The 15488-nt window shown below is 35.8% G+C and carries 14 protein-coding genes; 7 read left to right on the top strand and 7 right to left on the bottom strand.

Going from position 1 to position 15488, the window contains the following annotated elements; genetic code table 11:
- Positions 1 to 10: 10 nt before the first annotated feature.
- The 7 genes from NCC77_RS12840 to NCC77_RS12810 all read right to left on the bottom strand — a co-directional run bounded on the left by NCC77_RS12840 (position 11) and on the right by NCC77_RS12810 (position 10667).
- Entirely contained in the window at positions 11 to 1420 is a 1410-nt protein-coding gene (locus tag NCC77_RS12840) for an efflux transporter outer membrane subunit (protein ID WP_250835925.1), read from the bottom strand.
- Between the two features lie 2 nt (positions 1421 to 1422).
- Positions 1423 to 4578: an efflux RND transporter permease subunit gene (locus tag NCC77_RS12835; protein ID WP_250835924.1), complete on the bottom strand. Its 3156-nt coding sequence runs from the start codon at positions 4576 to 4578 to the stop codon at positions 1423 to 1425.
- Positions 4579 to 4605: 27 nt separating this feature from the next.
- The gene (locus tag NCC77_RS12830) at positions 4606 to 5739 is read right to left on the bottom strand and encodes an efflux RND transporter periplasmic adaptor subunit (RefSeq protein ID WP_250835923.1); all 1134 of its coding nucleotides are present in this window, start codon (positions 5737 to 5739) and stop codon (positions 4606 to 4608) included.
- Between the two features lie 551 nt (positions 5740 to 6290).
- Entirely contained in the window at positions 6291 to 7046 is a 756-nt protein-coding gene (locus NCC77_RS12825) for a LytR/AlgR family response regulator transcription factor (protein ID WP_250835922.1), read from the bottom strand.
- 5 nt (positions 7047 to 7051) lie between these two features.
- The gene (locus NCC77_RS12820) at positions 7052 to 8146 is read right to left on the bottom strand and encodes a sensor histidine kinase (RefSeq protein WP_250835921.1); all 1095 of its coding nucleotides are present in this window, start codon (positions 8144 to 8146) and stop codon (positions 7052 to 7054) included.
- A 37-nt stretch (positions 8147 to 8183) separates the two neighbouring features.
- The gene (locus NCC77_RS12815) at positions 8184 to 9230 is read right to left on the bottom strand and encodes a beta-ketoacyl-ACP synthase III (RefSeq protein WP_250835920.1); all 1047 of its coding nucleotides are present in this window, start codon (positions 9228 to 9230) and stop codon (positions 8184 to 8186) included.
- Between the two features lie 603 nt (positions 9231 to 9833).
- A complete protein-coding gene (locus tag NCC77_RS12810; protein WP_250835919.1) occupies positions 9834 to 10667 on the bottom strand; it encodes a universal stress protein in 834 nt (277 codons plus the stop codon).
- A 214-nt stretch (positions 10668 to 10881) separates the two neighbouring features.
- Between NCC77_RS12810 and NCC77_RS12805 the strand changes: the two genes are divergently transcribed.
- The 7 genes from NCC77_RS12805 to NCC77_RS12775 all read left to right on the top strand — a co-directional run bounded on the left by NCC77_RS12805 (position 10882) and on the right by NCC77_RS12775 (position 15411).
- Positions 10882 to 11466: a Crp/Fnr family transcriptional regulator gene (locus NCC77_RS12805; protein ID WP_250835918.1), complete on the top strand. Its 585-nt coding sequence runs from the start codon at positions 10882 to 10884 to the stop codon at positions 11464 to 11466.
- 85 nt (positions 11467 to 11551) lie between these two features.
- Complete coding sequence (locus NCC77_RS12800) at positions 11552 to 12085, top strand: YceI family protein (RefSeq protein ID WP_250835917.1); 534 nt, start codon at positions 11552 to 11554, stop codon at positions 12083 to 12085.
- A gap of 12 nt (positions 12086 to 12097) precedes the next feature.
- Positions 12098 to 12316: a tautomerase family protein gene (locus tag NCC77_RS12795; RefSeq protein ID WP_095929127.1), complete on the top strand. Its 219-nt coding sequence runs from the start codon at positions 12098 to 12100 to the stop codon at positions 12314 to 12316.
- A 20-nt stretch (positions 12317 to 12336) separates the two neighbouring features.
- Positions 12337 to 13074: an SDR family NAD(P)-dependent oxidoreductase gene (locus NCC77_RS12790; protein ID WP_250835916.1), complete on the top strand. Its 738-nt coding sequence runs from the start codon at positions 12337 to 12339 to the stop codon at positions 13072 to 13074.
- Positions 13075 to 13094: 20 nt separating this feature from the next.
- Positions 13095 to 13469, top strand: a complete 375-nt coding sequence (locus NCC77_RS12785) for a nuclear transport factor 2 family protein (protein WP_111290579.1) — start codon at positions 13095 to 13097, stop codon at positions 13467 to 13469.
- A gap of 6 nt (positions 13470 to 13475) precedes the next feature.
- Positions 13476 to 14537 (top strand): NAD(P)H-dependent flavin oxidoreductase, encoded by a 1062-nt coding sequence (locus NCC77_RS12780; RefSeq protein ID WP_250835915.1) that lies wholly within the window; start codon positions 13476 to 13478, stop codon positions 14535 to 14537.
- 478 nt (positions 14538 to 15015) lie between these two features.
- The gene (locus tag NCC77_RS12775; protein WP_250835914.1) at positions 15016 to 15411 is read left to right on the top strand and encodes a DoxX family protein; all 396 of its coding nucleotides are present in this window, start codon (positions 15016 to 15018) and stop codon (positions 15409 to 15411) included.
- Positions 15412 to 15488 lie beyond the last annotated feature (77 nt).

The following is a 15488-nucleotide window of genomic DNA, read 5'->3' as shown; positions in this document are numbered from 1 at the left end:
AAATTAAGTACTACTCTACTCCGCCTCCTAAAGCACGGTACAGGTTAATTGCTGCATTCAGTTTTTCGAGTTTTATGGTTACCAGATCCAATTCGTTTTGAAGCGAACTGTTCTGCGCTGCGATTACTTCAAGATAATTGGCCATTCCGCTCTTATAAAGTAGAGAAGCATCTGAAGTTGCTTTATCTAGAGATTCTGCTTTATCTTTTGCTAAAACAATACGTTCGTCTGCATATTTCAATCTAGACATGGCATCATTTACTTCGCCAACTGCTGTTATAAAAGACTGTTTGAATTGTACAACCGCTTTTTCTTGTTCTAAAACCGCTACTTCATAAGCTGTTCGCAAGGCTTTTTTTCTAAAAATGGGCTGTGCTAAATTGGCTACAATGGTTTTGGTAACAGAACCTGGAAAATTAAACCAGTTTTCAAATTCAAAAGAGTTCAAACCAATCGACGGACTCAGACTTAAAGTTGGATACATCGTTGCTTTTGCTAATCCCGTTTTAGCATTGGCAGACATTACCGCATATTCGCTCGCTTTTACATCTGGCCTTCTGCTTAAAAGTGAAGCTGGAATTCCTGTTGGAAAAAGTACCGAAACTTCGGCAGCATCAATATTCCCAGCTCTTTCAATCTTATCTGGATATTCTCCGCATAAAATCTGCAAAGCATTTTCTTGAACTGCAATATTCGCTTTCGCTAAAGGCACTAGCAATTCGGCCGTTTTTTTCTGAGCCTCAGTTTGGTTTACTGCCAAAGAACTAATAGAACCTGATTTGTATTGCAATTGCATCATGCTCAACGTATTCGTGCTCAACTCGATGTTTTTTTCTGCAATTTTCAGCTGTTCATCTAAACCTAAAAGATTATAATAAGACTGCGCTACCTGAACAATAATTCGAGTCTTTAATGCCGAAAGGTTTTCTTTTTGAGCAAAATAAGCCGCTTTAGCATCTCTTTTCTGCATGGCTGCCTTTCCCCAAATATCGACTTCCCAAGAAAGACGAAGATTAGCGCTATAGTCATCCATATAATCTTTACCAATAAACTGTTGACTCAAAGATCCATTCAAAGAATTTTTTGATGGATAAGAACGGCTCGCTCCAGCATCGAAATCTAGTGTGGGTAATAACGATAATTTGGCTTGTTTATAACTGAGGTCGAGCTGTTCCATACTTTTCATAGCAATGATAACTTCATTGTTTTTGACTAAAGCTTTTTCAATCAAAGCAACCAGCAAAGGATCTTTGTAATAGTTTTTCCACGGAAGCAAAACTGTATCTCCAGTAACCGCGACTTCTTCGCGGTACTTTTCTGGAGCATTTAAATCTGTACGAGAATATTTTTTGCCTACCACACACGATGTCATGACCGCTCCGGTAAGTAAAACCATTCCGATTTTATATAATGTTTTCATTCTTATTCTTTTATCGTTTGAACTTGAGTTGCGATCTTTTTTCTAGATACTTTTTCCTGTAAATATTGAAATACAATGAAAAGCAACGGAATCACAAAAACGCCCAGTACAACTCCGCTAAACATTCCGACAGCCGCACTCACACTGATTGATCGGTTTCCAACTGCAGTTCCTCCAGAAGCAAACATTAGTGGAATCATACCGACAATAAAAGCTAGCGAAGTCATGATAATTGGTCGTAATCTTGATCTTGAACCTTCAATTGCGGCTTCGACTATCGTTAATCCTGCCAAACGTCTCTGTAAAGCAAATTCTACAATCAAAATGGCATTTTTAGCTAGAAGTCCGACAAGCATGATTAATCCGACCTGAACATAAATATTGTTATCTAAACCAACCGCTTTAATTCCAGCGAAAGCGCCTAAAATTCCTGTAGGGATAGAAAGCAATACGGCAAGTGGCAATAAATAACTTTCGTATTGAGCAGCAAGCAGGAAGAATACAAACAATAGACACAACCCAAAAATGGCAACAGTCTGGCTTCCTCCTGCTTTTTCCTCCAAACTTAAACCTGTCCATTCGTACGTATAATCAGATGGAAGTTTATCTAAAACTTGTTCCAGATTTCCCATAATCTGTCCGTTACTATAACCTGGCAAAGCCATAGCTGTAATGTTCACCGAATTATAAAGGTTGTAACGGTTTACCGATTCTGGTCCATATACTTTATGGAACTTCACAATCGATTTTACTGGAACCATTTGCATATCGGCATTTCTTACGAAAATTTCATTAAATGCATCTTCATCCATTCTAAAAATACCATCCGCTTTTACATTCACACGGTAAAACTTACCAAATCTCGAAAAGTCAGCAGATTGATCTCCTGCAAAATACGTCTGTATATTTCCTAAAAGTTCCTTGATATTCACTCCCATTTGACGCGCTTTATCTTCGTCAACTTCCAATTCCAATTGCGGATAATCGGCTCTAAAAGTCGTATACGCATACTGCACTCCTGGCTGCTGCATAATCTGTCCGATTACTTTATCAGACATGGCTTTTAAAGTTTCTGGACTTCTCGCCATTCTGTCTTGCAATACGATTTCAGCACCGCTTGTTACCCCAAAACCTTCAACTGGAGGCATTCTGAATACCATAATCTGACCTTCTTTAATTTTAGCCAGTTTACCGTTTACGATATTCATGATTTCTTCAATATCTTTAACCGCTCCCCTGTCTTTCTTTGGCTTCAATTTGATAAAACCTAAACCGTAAGCAGGACTGGCACTGTTACTCAAAATATTAAATCCTGTAATACTCGTATTTACATCAATCGCTTCTATCGGAGCCAATTCTTTTTCTAATTTCTGAATTACAGCTGTTGTACGATCCAAAGCCGTTCCTGGCGGCATTGATAAACTGTATACCATGAAACCATCATCTTCTAGAGGCACAAAACTTTTTGGTGTCGATGTCATCATATATACTGCAAGTGCTGTAATTCCAGCCACTAAACCAGCCGCAATCCATTTTCTTCCAATTAAAAAACGTACGCCTTTAATATATCTACCCGTTAAATTGTTGAAACTTGTATTGAATCCAACGAAAAAACGGTCTTTAAAAGTAGTTTTATGCTCGTGATCACCATGTTTAGATCCGTGATTCTTTAGCAAAAGCGCACATAATGCAGGCGTTAATGTTAAAGCATTTACAGCCGAAATAATAATCGCAATAGCCAATGTATAAGCAAACTGTTTATAGAAAATCCCCGAAGATCCTGTCATAAATCCGATTGGAATAAATACCGCCGACATGACCAAAGTAATCGAAATTACCGCTCCCGTGATTTCTGCCATGGCGCTGTGTGTCGCTTCCTTGGCCGAAATTCCTTCGTCTTCTTCCATTTTACTGTGCACGGCTTCGACAACCACAATGGCATCATCGACCACAATTCCAATCGCCAATACTAAGGCAAAAAGTGTTAAGATGTTAATCGTAAATCCGAAAACAAGTAGGAAGAAAAACGTTCCCACAATCGCAACCGGAACTGCAATAGCCGGAATAATCGTCGAGCGAATGTCTTGAAGGAAAATAAACACCACGATAAATACCAGAATAAAGGCTTCAAAAAGAGTCGATTTTACCTGACCTGTAGCTTCATCCAATCTTTCTTTGGTACTCATTACGTTAACGTATTTGATACCTGGAGGAAAAGATTTAGACAATCGCTCTACTTCTTTGTTGATTCCGATTTCGATATCATTAGCATTTGAACCCGAAGTTTGTAAAATCGCCATTGTAACTGCGTTTTTACTATTCGATTTATTATCTCCGCTGTACGAAATAGAACCAAATTCTACTCTTGCAACATCTTTAAGTCTCAAAACATTGCTGCCAACGTTTTTAACCACAATATTTTCATATTGTTCTGGTTTGTTCTTTTTTCCTTTGTAACGAATTACATATTCTAATGCCGCAGAAGATTCTTCTCCCAATTTACCTGGAGCCGATTCTAAACTTTGTTCTGCAATAGCTTGAGTAACATCTGATGGAACCAACCCTGCATTGGCCATTTTACGCGGATCCAACCAGATTCGCATCGAATAATCTTTTTGTCCGAAAATCTGAACCTGCCCTACTCCCGGAACACGTTTCATTTGAGGCACTAAGTTGATATTGGCATAGTTCTGCAGAAACAACTCATCATATTTGCTATTATCATCTGTATATAAGTTGAAAATAACAATCATACTATTTTGCTGTTTCGAAGTCGTTAATCCCATTCGGATAACTTCCTGTGGCAATTTTGGAGTGGCTTGCTGCACTCTATTCTGTACATTTACCGCAGCCTGATCTGGATCTACACCTTGTTTGAAAATGACACTAATCGAGAAAGATCCGTCATTACTGGCAGTAGATTTAATGTACTGCATATTTTCAACTCCATTAATCTGCTCTTCCAAAGGCGTTACTACCGAACGAATAACGGTTTCACTGTTTCCTCCTGGATACGAACCGCTTACCATAACTGTTGGCGGGGAAATATCTGGGAATCGCGTTACCGATAATCGGGTAAGACCTATAATCCCCAGTATAACTAGTACAATAGAGATAACTGTGGCCAATACTGGCCTGTCTATTATTTTCTTTAACATGGAAATGTTATTTTATTAAATGAAAAATTATTTACTGCTTGCGTTTTGAGCAGCGATTTTTGGAACGACTTCCATACCATCAAAAAGGACATCGATATTGTTGAGTGCTACTTTATCTCCAGGTTTTAATCCAGATTTTACAAAATAATCTACTCCTGCACTTCCTGCAATCTCGATTGGAACCATGCCTACTTTGTTGCCTTCTTTTAAAACAAAAACAAAGAATTTATCCTGAATATCTTTTACGCTCGCCATAGGAACTGTAATAACAGACGACAAGCTTTTGTTTAAAACAATTCTTGCCGAACCGCCCGCACGCAATTCTTTTTTCGGATTTGGAAAAATAGCTTTTAGCGGAATTGTTCCCGTTGCACGATCGATGTTTCCACTGGCTACTTCTAGCTTTCCTTTTTGATCGTACTCGCTATCATCGGCCATAATTAAACTTACGGTCTGATTGTTTTTTGCATCTTTTGAGAAAGCCAGATAATCTGCTTCTGTTAAAGAGAAATATACAAATACGCTGTTAATCTCTGAAAGTGTTGTTAATGGAACGGCATCATTTGGCGTAACCAAATTTCCTATACGGTTGGGAATTCGGCTAATATAGCCGCTTACAGGAGCTTTAATCAAAGAGAAATCGGCATTTAACTGAGATGATCCTAAAGCGGCTTTAGCCTGTGCTACTTGTGCAGTTGCGGCTTCGTAATTGGCTTGTGCTGTTTTTAACTGCATGTCTGAGAAAACTTTCCCTTCAACCAAAGGTTTGATTTTTTCTACTTCTAGTTTTGCATTTGCCTGATTAGCCAAAGCGCTTTTGTAAGCTGCACGGCTGTTGTTTACTTGCTCGGCGTAAACATCGCCTTTTATTTTAAAAAGAGATTGTCCTTTGGTTACATAGTCTCCTTCTTTTACATAAATGGCTTCCAAATAACCTGATACTTGTGCTTTTATGTCAACGTTTACTGTACCTTCGACTGTTCCTGGATATTTCTTTTCTACTTCTCCTGTTGCCGAATTAGTCTGAAGAAAGTCTACTTCTGGCTTTGGTGGAGCCATTTGTGCCTCTCCGCTTTTTCCGCATGAAGAAAGGGAAATGATTATTAATAAAATTGCAATCCTGCCAATTGCTTTATTATTTTTAAAATACTGTTTTGTCATTTTACTTTTCATTTTTAAATGAATTACCTCAAATTTGGGCGCAAAATAACAGATCAAAACCCGTTTTTTAGGGAAGAACTTTACCCAAACGACATTTTTTGATACTGAAACGGATAGGTTTTGCTATGCCACGAAGACGCTAGGGCTCGAAGTTTTTTGCCACGAATTCACGAATTTTCTCTAATTAAAAGTTTGATTATGGAAATACTGAAAGTATATTTTTTTCGAATTGTTTATTATGAAGACGCGAAGTTTTTTTTAAAAGAATAATGAAAAGTAATCTCGCAAAGGCGCTAAGACGCAAAGTTTCTTTTTGCCACAGATTAAAAGAATTAAAGAGGATTTTTTTCTCGAAGATTAAGCGTATTCTTTGTCATCCTGACGAAGGAAGGATCACACTAGAAACTCGACAAAGATTGATAATTATGCCGACAAACTGCATGTAAATCACACTTTTCGAAGAAAAGAAAAAAACTCTTAACCTTTGTCCCTCTGAACCTTTGCACCTAAAAAACTCAGAATCTTAGCATCTCAGAACCTTAGCATCTTTCTCACCTATCCATCCACTGTTTAAAGAAAGGTGTTTTTTCCCTGCTGATGATTACTTCGCGTTCGGGGTCTAGTTTTAATTGGATTTTGAGTTTTGCATTGAAGTAGTTCGCAATAGATTTGATACTTTCTGCACGAATGAAAAACTGACGGTTGGCGCGGAAAAAAATATTTGGATCTAATTCCTGCTCGAGTTCTTCCATAGTTTGTGGAATAGAAATAATTACGCCCGATTTTAGGAATAAATTACTGGTTTTGAATTCCGAATATATAAAGTCAATATCGGAAACGTCTACGCTTTTATAGCCGTCACGATAGGTTACTAAAAAGCGCATTCTGAAAACTGGTTTTTCAATCAGTTCTTTTAGAATTCCGGCGATATTGGTCACGCTGGATTCGTTTTTATTTAAAGATTTAAATTTGCTTAAGGCAAACTCCAATTCGTTCTTTTCGATAGGTTTCATCAAATAATCGATGCTGTTTACCTTAAAAGCACGAATCGCATATTCGTCATATGCTGTAGTAAAAATTACAGGGCAAGTTATAGTAATTTCGTCAAAAATGGCAAAACTTAATCCGTCTGCTAGACGAATATCCATTGTAATGAGATCTGGACAAGGGTTTGATTTTAACCATGCCACAGTGTCTACAACTGTATCAATGATCTCTAAAATCTCACAGTTGGGTTCTAGTTCTTCGAGCAGCCTTTTTAGTCGGCTGGCATTAATACTTTCATCTTCTACAATTAAAATTTTCATAACTTTTAAATTAATGGCAGACGTACCTCATAATAGCTGCTTGATTCATTAAAAATCGGCATTCTCTCAGATAAAATTTTATAACGAAATTCGATGTTTTTATTTCCTATTCCTGTTGAAGCCAAGCTTTTTCCAGCGGTTCTCTGCAAGTTATTTCGAACGATAATATCACCAGAATCAGAAAAAACAGTAATGGTAAGCGGATTGGCCAAAGTTGCCATATTGTGTTTTACAGCATTTTCTACCAATAACTGCAACGTTAATGGTGGTAAATGAAGTGCTAAAGAAGGAGAATCAACTTCAATTTTCAAATCGATTTTATCGCCTAATCTTTTCTTTAGTAAATAAAAATAAGCATTTAGAAATTCTATTTCCTCTTTTACACTAATCGTGTCTTTATTTGAATTGGAAATCATATAACGATATACTCTCGTTATATTTTCTAAGAACGAAGCCGCTTCTTTCTGATCTTCATAAATCAGCTCTGTCAAAGTGCTGAAATTATTGAACACAAAATGCGGATCCAACTGCATTTTAAGAGATTCCAATTTGGAACGTGTTACCGCTTCTTGAAGTTCTGATGCTTTAATTTTTAATTCGGCCGTTTCAATAGCGTTTAAACGCCATCTGTTTAGCAAAAATATTCCGGTATGAATGGCGCTAATGAAAAGCGAAATAATCGCCGCCATAATTTTAGACTGCCAAATGGTAACCAAATCATTTTCTTCTAAAGCTGTACAAGGGTATAAATAATCCCAAAGGCAAGAAAAAAAGTAGTTTAAAAGTATATTTCCAGCAATAAGACAAATAAACTGTGCTATTGCTCTAAAGGCTGGATTTTGTTCCCAACTTATGTAGTAGTTTAATTTTCGGCCAACAAACAAAGTCAGTTCTGTAAGGATGGCACAGTAAAGCAAAATGATGAAGATATCGAAGGTCTGGTCTAAATCGAACAAACCTTCTTCTTCAAAATTCCTATATGGATTTAGAAAATAATACGATGAAAGATAGACCAAAAAAACGGCTGGAATTACTATAACCCTGTAGTATTTATAGAAAAAATTCTTGCCCGATTTTTTATTTTGGTTCTTTCTACCCATTTATTCCCTCAACTGTAAATTGAAAAATCCTATCTTATTAGTGTTCTACTAGAACACCTTCTTCTTTTTTATCTGCTTTTATGGTAGCAGTTGGATTTTTCTCACGCATAACGCCCCATTTTAAGCACGTTGCACCCCAAGAAAATCCTGCACCAAAAGTAGTGATCAATACATTTTGTCCTTCTTTAAAATCATCTTTGAAATCCCATAAACACAACGGAACTGTTGCAGATGTTGTATTTCCGTAACGATCAATATTTACTTTTACTTTGTCAAAATCAATATTCAAGCTTTCGCTTACAGCATTAATGATTCTCAAATTTGCCTGATGTGGTACAACCCAATCAATTTTATCTGCTTCTAGTTCATTTTTTGCCAAAGCATCTTGCGAAACTTGGCTCATTGCTGCAACGGCTCTTTTAAATACAAAAGCACCATCTTGTTTTAAATAATGTGTTCTGTGCAAAAGACTCTGCATAGAAGTTGGATTTCTAGAACCTCCAGCCGGTACAGCTAGAGAAGAAACACCGCTTCCGTCTGTTTTTAGAATGGTTTTCATCAAACCAGCATTAGATTCGGTTTTTTCTAACAAAACAGCTCCTGCTCCATCTCCGAAAAGAATACAAGTATTACGGTCTTCATAATCTACGATAGAGCTCATTTTATCTGCTCCAACGATGATTAATTTTTTGTAACGACCGCTTTCGATCATGTTTGCTCCCATTTCTAGTGCATACAAAAATCCGCTGCAAGCTGCATTCATATCAATTCCAAAAGCATTTGTAAGTCCGCTTTTATCGCAAACAATACTTGCTGTTGGCGCTAAAATGTGGTCTGGAGTTGCTGTTGCTACTAACAACGCTTCTATTTCCTCACGATCTACCTTATAGTTTTCGATAAGATTTTCAATCGCTGCTGCGGCAAGATCAGATGTTGCTGTATCGTCGTCTGCGATTCTACGTTCTCTAATTCCAGTTCTTTTAATGATCCATTCCTCCGATGTATCAACAGTTTCTGAAATCTTTTTATTGGTCAAAATTGATGATGGCACGAAACCACCTATTGCTGTAATAACTGCGCTCATTGTTTTTTATTTTTTTTTAAGCTTTGTACCCTTAGAACGCAATGCTTAATACTTTTTCTCTTCTTTTACAGTCCAGCTCAATTAAGAACTGATGCAGTAAATAGAGTGGTATTCCTTAAAAAGCCGATTAAATCTGCTGGCAATATCATTTATTGAGAAATATTGTTTTTTAAAACCTGAACAAGCTAAAAACATTATATAAAATCCAATTAAAATAAATTAAAAATATACACCAAGTATTCTCTCGGTATTACTTTGGAATAAAATCTTTAATTTATCTTATTTTTAAAATCATACAATGCTATTTCAGTTTGTAGATAATTCCCAATTATAGCTGTTGCCATACTGATAAAAAAACCTATTTGCATTTAAGTTTTTAGAGTGCCACAAAATTAATTTAAAAAAATCTGAAACTAGCAGACAATTAAGAATAATTAACAAAACTGCCTTAAATGTTAAAATATATTTTTGAAATTCGGCATCCAGCACTAAAAATTATAGAATCCCTAAAATCAAAAAAAATCTGTTAAAATTTATTTTGATAAAATTTCTTCAAAAAAACCTTGTAATTTTTATATCATTGTTTTTAAAACAAATTAATCTTTAATAATTTGGAAACGACAATAATGGAATATCTAGCCCTGCTGCCAAAATTCTAGTTTTGCTTCTGTGAACCAAAGAATCCCAAAAACCGTATTTTTGAGGCACCATAATCAGCAAATCGGCCTCATAATTCTTTATTTCCTTCTTAATTTCGTTAATAACCGCATTCGATCTTACGGTTTTATAAAGATATTTAACGTCTTCAAATTCTTTTTCAATATTCGAATTCATTAAAATTCTGTGCTGTTCTTCTTTTAAATCGTCCAATTTTTCGTCTACGCTAAAAAATTCGATTTCTGCTCCAAAATCTCCTAAAGCATTTTTGATCCAGCTAAACTTTTTAATAGCCGAAAAACTCAAACTATCGCAAGCGTATAATACTTTTTTAATATTCAAGAAACGGGCATTTTCAGGAACTGCCAAAACTGGAATCTGAAGATTCTTAATGGCTGTTGTAGTTGAATTTCCTAGTAATTCTTGTTCAAAGGAACGTTCTGCCATTCCCATTACAACAACATCTGCATTGGTTTCCTTGATAATTTTAGGAAGCTCATCTTCCAAAAAAGAATAAGTGCAAATTGCTGCTGTTTCAATTTTAAACGAATCTGCTATTTCTTTGGCTAAGTTTTCTAATCTAGAAATTGCTTTATCAATCTGTTTCTGCATTGCGTCTGCAGTAATATGCGAGTTTGCACTGTGCACACTCAGCGAAAATGAATTAAATAAAACCAATTTTGCTCCTGTAGCTTTTGCAAGCCCAGCGGCATAATTAACTGCATTAGTGGCAATGGCAGAAAAATTTGTTGCGGCGATTATAGTAAGAGGTGAATTCATAGAATATAATTAAGCTTTTGCGCAAAATTGCTTAAATAAAGGCTTCAAGCATTTTTTATATAACTGAATGATCATTTTTAACGACTCAACCGTAAAATATCATTTCTGAAAAAACAGACTTTCCTTTTTTGTTTCTTACTTTAAAAACCATAGAAAATAATCGGCTCTGTCCGTTTTAATATTTATTACTTTTACTTTTATTAAAACTTCAGCAATGGATGCCAAATCTTTATTAAAAGAGCATGTTTCTAAAATTGTCGCCTTAACAGACGAACAGTTTGATTATTTCTTTTCGCATTTTAAAACAGAAACTTTTAAAAAAGGGCAAACTATTATTAGTGAAAGTCAGGACGTTGACAAAGAGTATTTTGTAGTTTCGGGCTGTTTAAAGTCTTTTTATGTCAATGATGAAGTAAAAATGTACATCCTACAGTTTGCTATGCCAACTTGGTGGGCTTCTGATTATGCGGCACTTTACAACAAAACGAAAGCTACAATTAATGTAGATTGTGTGTCGGATGTTGAAATTCTTTCTCTTTCAAATCAGGATCGAGAGAAAATCTGTAGTGAAATACACGAAATAGAACATTTTTTTAGATGGAGAACCAATCGCGGTTATGTCGCTTCTCAGAAAAGATTGCTTTCTTTTATGAATAATGACACCAAAACGAGATACGAAGAATTGCTTGCGCTCTATCCTGCCTTATACAATACTGTACCTAAACATTTAATCGCCGCTTATCTTGGTGTATCCAGAGAAACGTTAAGCCGATTATACAACGCTTCTAAACCGCATTGACGAATGTGATCTACATCACGTAATCTATTTTGAATACCGCCATTACTTTGTATTATAAATTAATAACAATTTAAAATACAGAATAATGGAAACTAAAAATTTTAAAATTTCGAATACTGAAAGTCAAGTAAACTGGATTGGAAAAAAAGTTACTGGACAACACAATGGAACAATTAATATCGAGAATGGTCATTTTACTTTTTCTAATGACGAACTTAGTGGAGGAAATGTCGTTATAGACACTACTTCTATCCTAATTCTTGATGTTACAGACTCTGCAACAAATCAGCAGTTTGCGGGACATTTGGCTTCTGAGGATTTCTTCTCTACAGACAAATTCAAAACTGCATCTTTAGACATTACGGCGGTTTCTAAACAATCTTCTTCAGCTTATTTTATCGAAGGCAATCTTACCATTAAAGCCATTACACATCCAATTGGTTTTAATTTGAAAGTGGAAAAAAATGAAAACGATATCAAAGCTTCTGGTAAAATCATCGTTGACCGTACCAAATATGATATGAAATTCCGCTCTGGAAATTTCTTCACCAATCTTGGAGATACTTTGATTTATAACGAATTTGAATTGGATGTAAACCTAACAGCAAAACTTGCTTAATACTTAGAAATCATGCCATATGTAAAAATTGAAGTAACTCGTGAAGGTGTTACAAGAGAACAAAAACAGCAGCTCATTTCTGGCATTACGCAATTAATAACAGATGTTTTAGACAAAGATCCCAGTCTTACACACATCGTGATTCAAGAAATAGAATTAGACGATTGGGGATTTGCAGGCGAACAGGTTTCTGTCTTGCGTGAAAGAGGCATTACGGCTCAAAAAAAATAATCACTTTAAAATCAGGAAAAATGAAAACAATTATAGTAACCGGTGCCTCAACAGGCATCGGTAAATCAATAGCTCAGTTATTTTTAGAAAAAGGCTACAATGTAGTGATCAATTCTGCCAATTTGCAGAATCTTGAAACTACTTTTAAAGAATTAGGACATGTGAATCAACTTGCAATGGTACACGGTGATGTAAGCCGTATTGCAACAGGAAAAGAATTAGTTGAAACTGCTTTAGAACGTTTCGGAAGTGTTGATGTATTGGTAAACAATGCGGGAATATTTCAACCACAATCTTTCTTAGATGTTGAAGAACAAGACTTAGATCGTTTTTTAAACATTAATTTAAAAGGAACTTATTTTACAAGTCAAGCAGCTGTAAAACAAATGTTGCAACAAGGTGAAGGATCAATTATTAATATCGGAACTGTTTTAGTAGATCATGCCATCGACGGATTTCCTGCAACTGCACCTATTTCTAGCAAAGGCGGCGTTCATGCCTTTACAAGACAACTTGCTGCAGAATTCGGAAAAAACAATATTAGAGTAAATGCGATTGCTCCAGGGATTATTAGAAGTCCGCTTCAAGCTAAAACAGGTGTCGATAATGCCGATAGTTTGGCGGGATTACATTTATTGAAACGCATTGGAGAAACCCACGATGTAGCGCAATTGGCTCTTTATTTGGCCGAAAGCAATTTTGTAACTGGCGAAATCATTAATTTAGATGGCGGACACGTTGCTGGACACAGCATCTGATAACTTCAAAACTTAAAATCATGGAAAATTTTGGCACAAATGCAGCTCTGATTACAGCTGTGCTTATGAATTATTTTAACGGAATTTATACTGGTGATGTTCCTTTATTGCGAAGTGTGTTTCATCAAGAGGCAATTGTCGGTTTTGATATTAATGGGGAAACTCATTTTAAGACCGTAAATCAATATCTGGAAGGCGTAAAAAACCGTAAAAGTCCACAGGAATTGGGAGAAGAATTCAAAATGAAAATCCTATCTTTAGAAATTATTAATAATACCGCTGTCGCGAAAGTTCAAGTTCCGATATTCGAGTATAATTATTATGACCTTTTAAGTCTTATCGTTGTTGATGGCAAATGGGTTATCAGTAACAAATTAGCAACTAAAGTAAATTAAAATACAATGTGGAATTCAACCAAAATAACACAATTACTAGGTATTGAGTATCCAATTTTACAAGGTCCAATGGGCGGTGGTTTTTCAACTGCCGCTCTATTGGCTTCTGTAAGCAATGCAGGCGGATTAGGCAGTTATGGCGCTTACACACTCACACCTGAAGAAATTAGAGCAGCTGGAAAAGAAATTAAACTTGCTACTTCTAAACCTTACAATATCAATTTATGGGTTAATGATGTTGACAAAGAACTTCTAAATTATTCTCCAGAAAAACTGGAAAAGATAAAACAGAATTTTAAACCGTATTTTGATGAATTAGGGATTCCGCTTCCTGATTTATCTTCGAACATTCCTTCTAAATTTGAAAAACAAGTAGAAGTTGTATTCGAACTGAAACCTGCTGTTTTTAGCTTTATTTTCGGAATTCCGTCAAAAGAAATACTGAAAGAAAGCCGAAAACTAGGCATAAAAACCATTGGCGCGGCAACAACTTTAGAAGAAGCGCTTGCGCTAGAAGATGCCGAAGTAGATGCGATTATCGCTGCAGGATTTGAAGCGGGCGGACACAGACCTTCTTTCTTAAAACCGGCACAAGATTCTTTTACAGGATTATTTAGTCTTGTTCAGCAATTAAAAGCAAAAACTAAAACACCAATCATTGCAGCAGGCGGAATCATAGACGCAAAAGGAATAAAAGCAGCAATGGCTTTAGGTGCCGATGCTGTACAGTTAGGAACTGCTTTTATGGTTACAGATGAATCGGGCGCGACGCCTGTTCATAAAGAAATGCTTTTTACTCATCCGAATGTTCCAACTACGGTTTCAAAATCACTTACAGGAAGAATGGGCCGAATGATTAGCAATAAAATCTCTGACGCTGTTCCCTTTGAAACGGAAGTACTTCCTTTTCCTCTTCAAACCAAATTAATCGCCCCTTTAAAAGTAGCCGCACTCGCCCAAGGAAGAACCGACATGATTAGTTTTTGGTCGGGACAAAATACAAGCAATTTAAAATACCACAAAGCACAGGAATTGATGCAGTATTTAATTGCCGAAATGTCTGCTTAGTTTTTTTTTACCGCAAAGTACGCTAAGTTTTTTTGCTTTACATTATGTTTTTAAGTTCGCAAAGCATTGTCTTTTATAATCTCGCAAAGTCGCAGAGTCGCAAAGGATTTTATTTTTAAAGCCACAGATTATTAGGATTAAAAGGATTTTGTTTCATGCAGATTTTTCAGATTTAATTTTTATTTTTTTTTAAAATCTGCACAGATCTGCTTTAATCATTTCAAATCTGCGTGAAATAAAACTCCGCGACTCTGCGACTTTGCGAGATTAAAACCATAACATTTCCACACAAAGCTTTGCAAACTTAAATTCACCAGCATTTATATAAAAAAAACCTTAGCGAACTTTGCGTTAAAAAACACAAGTCACACCCTGTCCAGTTCACCCCAAAGTTTGTCCACTTCAACATAATTTCGATTTCGTTTTTAAGGCTTTCAACGCACATTTGTACCGTTAAATAACTTTAAATATCAAAATCATGAACTCAAAAACAACAAAAATTATCTATTGGACAGGCGCAGTATTAACTTCTTTATGGTTTGGCGCAAGCGGTTTCTTCGAATTAACAAACAATCCATTGGTTTGGGGAATTACACAGCAATTGGGTTATCCAGCACATTTCATTTACATCCTGGGCGTTTTTAAAGTAGCAGGTGTTATTACGCTTTTAATTCCGAATAAATTATTACGATTGAAAGAATGGGTTTTCGCAGGCGTATTTTTCGATATTATCTTTGCTTTCTTTTCCAAAATTGCCGTTTTAGGTTTTGGCGCAGCAACCGATGCCATTGTTGCCTTTGTAATGGTAAGTGTTACGTATGCAATGTATAGAAAATTATACACCGCAACTTATACTCCATCAGAAATAAACTAAAGAAAATATATCAAAATAAAATGCCTAATAATTGATATTAGGCATTTTGTTATTTCTTATTCTTAATAACGAATCAA

Origin of the sequence: Flavobacterium tyrosinilyticum (assembly GCF_023656565.1) — a bacterium.
Lineage (GTDB): Bacteria > Bacteroidota > Bacteroidia > Flavobacteriales > Flavobacteriaceae > Flavobacterium > Flavobacterium tyrosinilyticum.
The sequence above is the reverse complement of the archived record's forward strand: the minus strand, read 5'-3'. Positions and strand labels throughout refer to the sequence as shown.

What these genes read in the sequence shown, in the direction of transcription:
- NCC77_RS12840 (WP_250835925.1), bottom strand. Translation starts at nt 1,420, where the DNA reads ATGAAAACATTATATAAAATCGGAATGGTTTTACTTACCGGAGCGGTC.
- NCC77_RS12835 (WP_250835924.1), bottom strand. Translation starts at nt 4,578, where the DNA reads ATGTTAAAGAAAATAATAGACAGGCCAGTATTGGCCACAGTTATCTCT.
- NCC77_RS12830 (WP_250835923.1), bottom strand. Translation starts at nt 5,739, where the DNA reads ATGACAAAACAGTATTTTAAAAATAATAAAGCAATTGGCAGGATTGCA.
- NCC77_RS12825 (WP_250835922.1), bottom strand. Translation starts at nt 7,046, where the DNA reads ATGAAAATTTTAATTGTAGAAGATGAAAGTATTAATGCCAGCCGACTA.
- NCC77_RS12820 (WP_250835921.1), bottom strand. Translation starts at nt 8,146, where the DNA reads ATGGGTAGAAAGAACCAAAATAAAAAATCGGGCAAGAATTTTTTCTAT.
- NCC77_RS12815 (WP_250835920.1), bottom strand. Translation starts at nt 9,230, where the DNA reads ATGAGCGCAGTTATTACAGCAATAGGTGGTTTCGTGCCATCATCAATT.
- NCC77_RS12810 (WP_250835919.1), bottom strand. Translation starts at nt 10,667, where the DNA reads ATGAATTCACCTCTTACTATAATCGCCGCAACAAATTTTTCTGCCATT.
- NCC77_RS12805 (WP_250835918.1), top strand. Translation starts at nt 10,882, where the DNA reads ATGGATGCCAAATCTTTATTAAAAGAGCATGTTTCTAAAATTGTCGCC.
- NCC77_RS12800 (WP_250835917.1), top strand. Translation starts at nt 11,552, where the DNA reads ATGGAAACTAAAAATTTTAAAATTTCGAATACTGAAAGTCAAGTAAAC.
- NCC77_RS12795 (WP_095929127.1), top strand. Translation starts at nt 12,098, where the DNA reads ATGCCATATGTAAAAATTGAAGTAACTCGTGAAGGTGTTACAAGAGAA.
- NCC77_RS12790 (WP_250835916.1), top strand. Translation starts at nt 12,337, where the DNA reads ATGAAAACAATTATAGTAACCGGTGCCTCAACAGGCATCGGTAAATCA.
- NCC77_RS12785 (WP_111290579.1), top strand. Translation starts at nt 13,095, where the DNA reads ATGGAAAATTTTGGCACAAATGCAGCTCTGATTACAGCTGTGCTTATG.
- NCC77_RS12780 (WP_250835915.1), top strand. Translation starts at nt 13,476, where the DNA reads ATGTGGAATTCAACCAAAATAACACAATTACTAGGTATTGAGTATCCA.
- NCC77_RS12775 (WP_250835914.1), top strand. Translation starts at nt 15,016, where the DNA reads ATGAACTCAAAAACAACAAAAATTATCTATTGGACAGGCGCAGTATTA.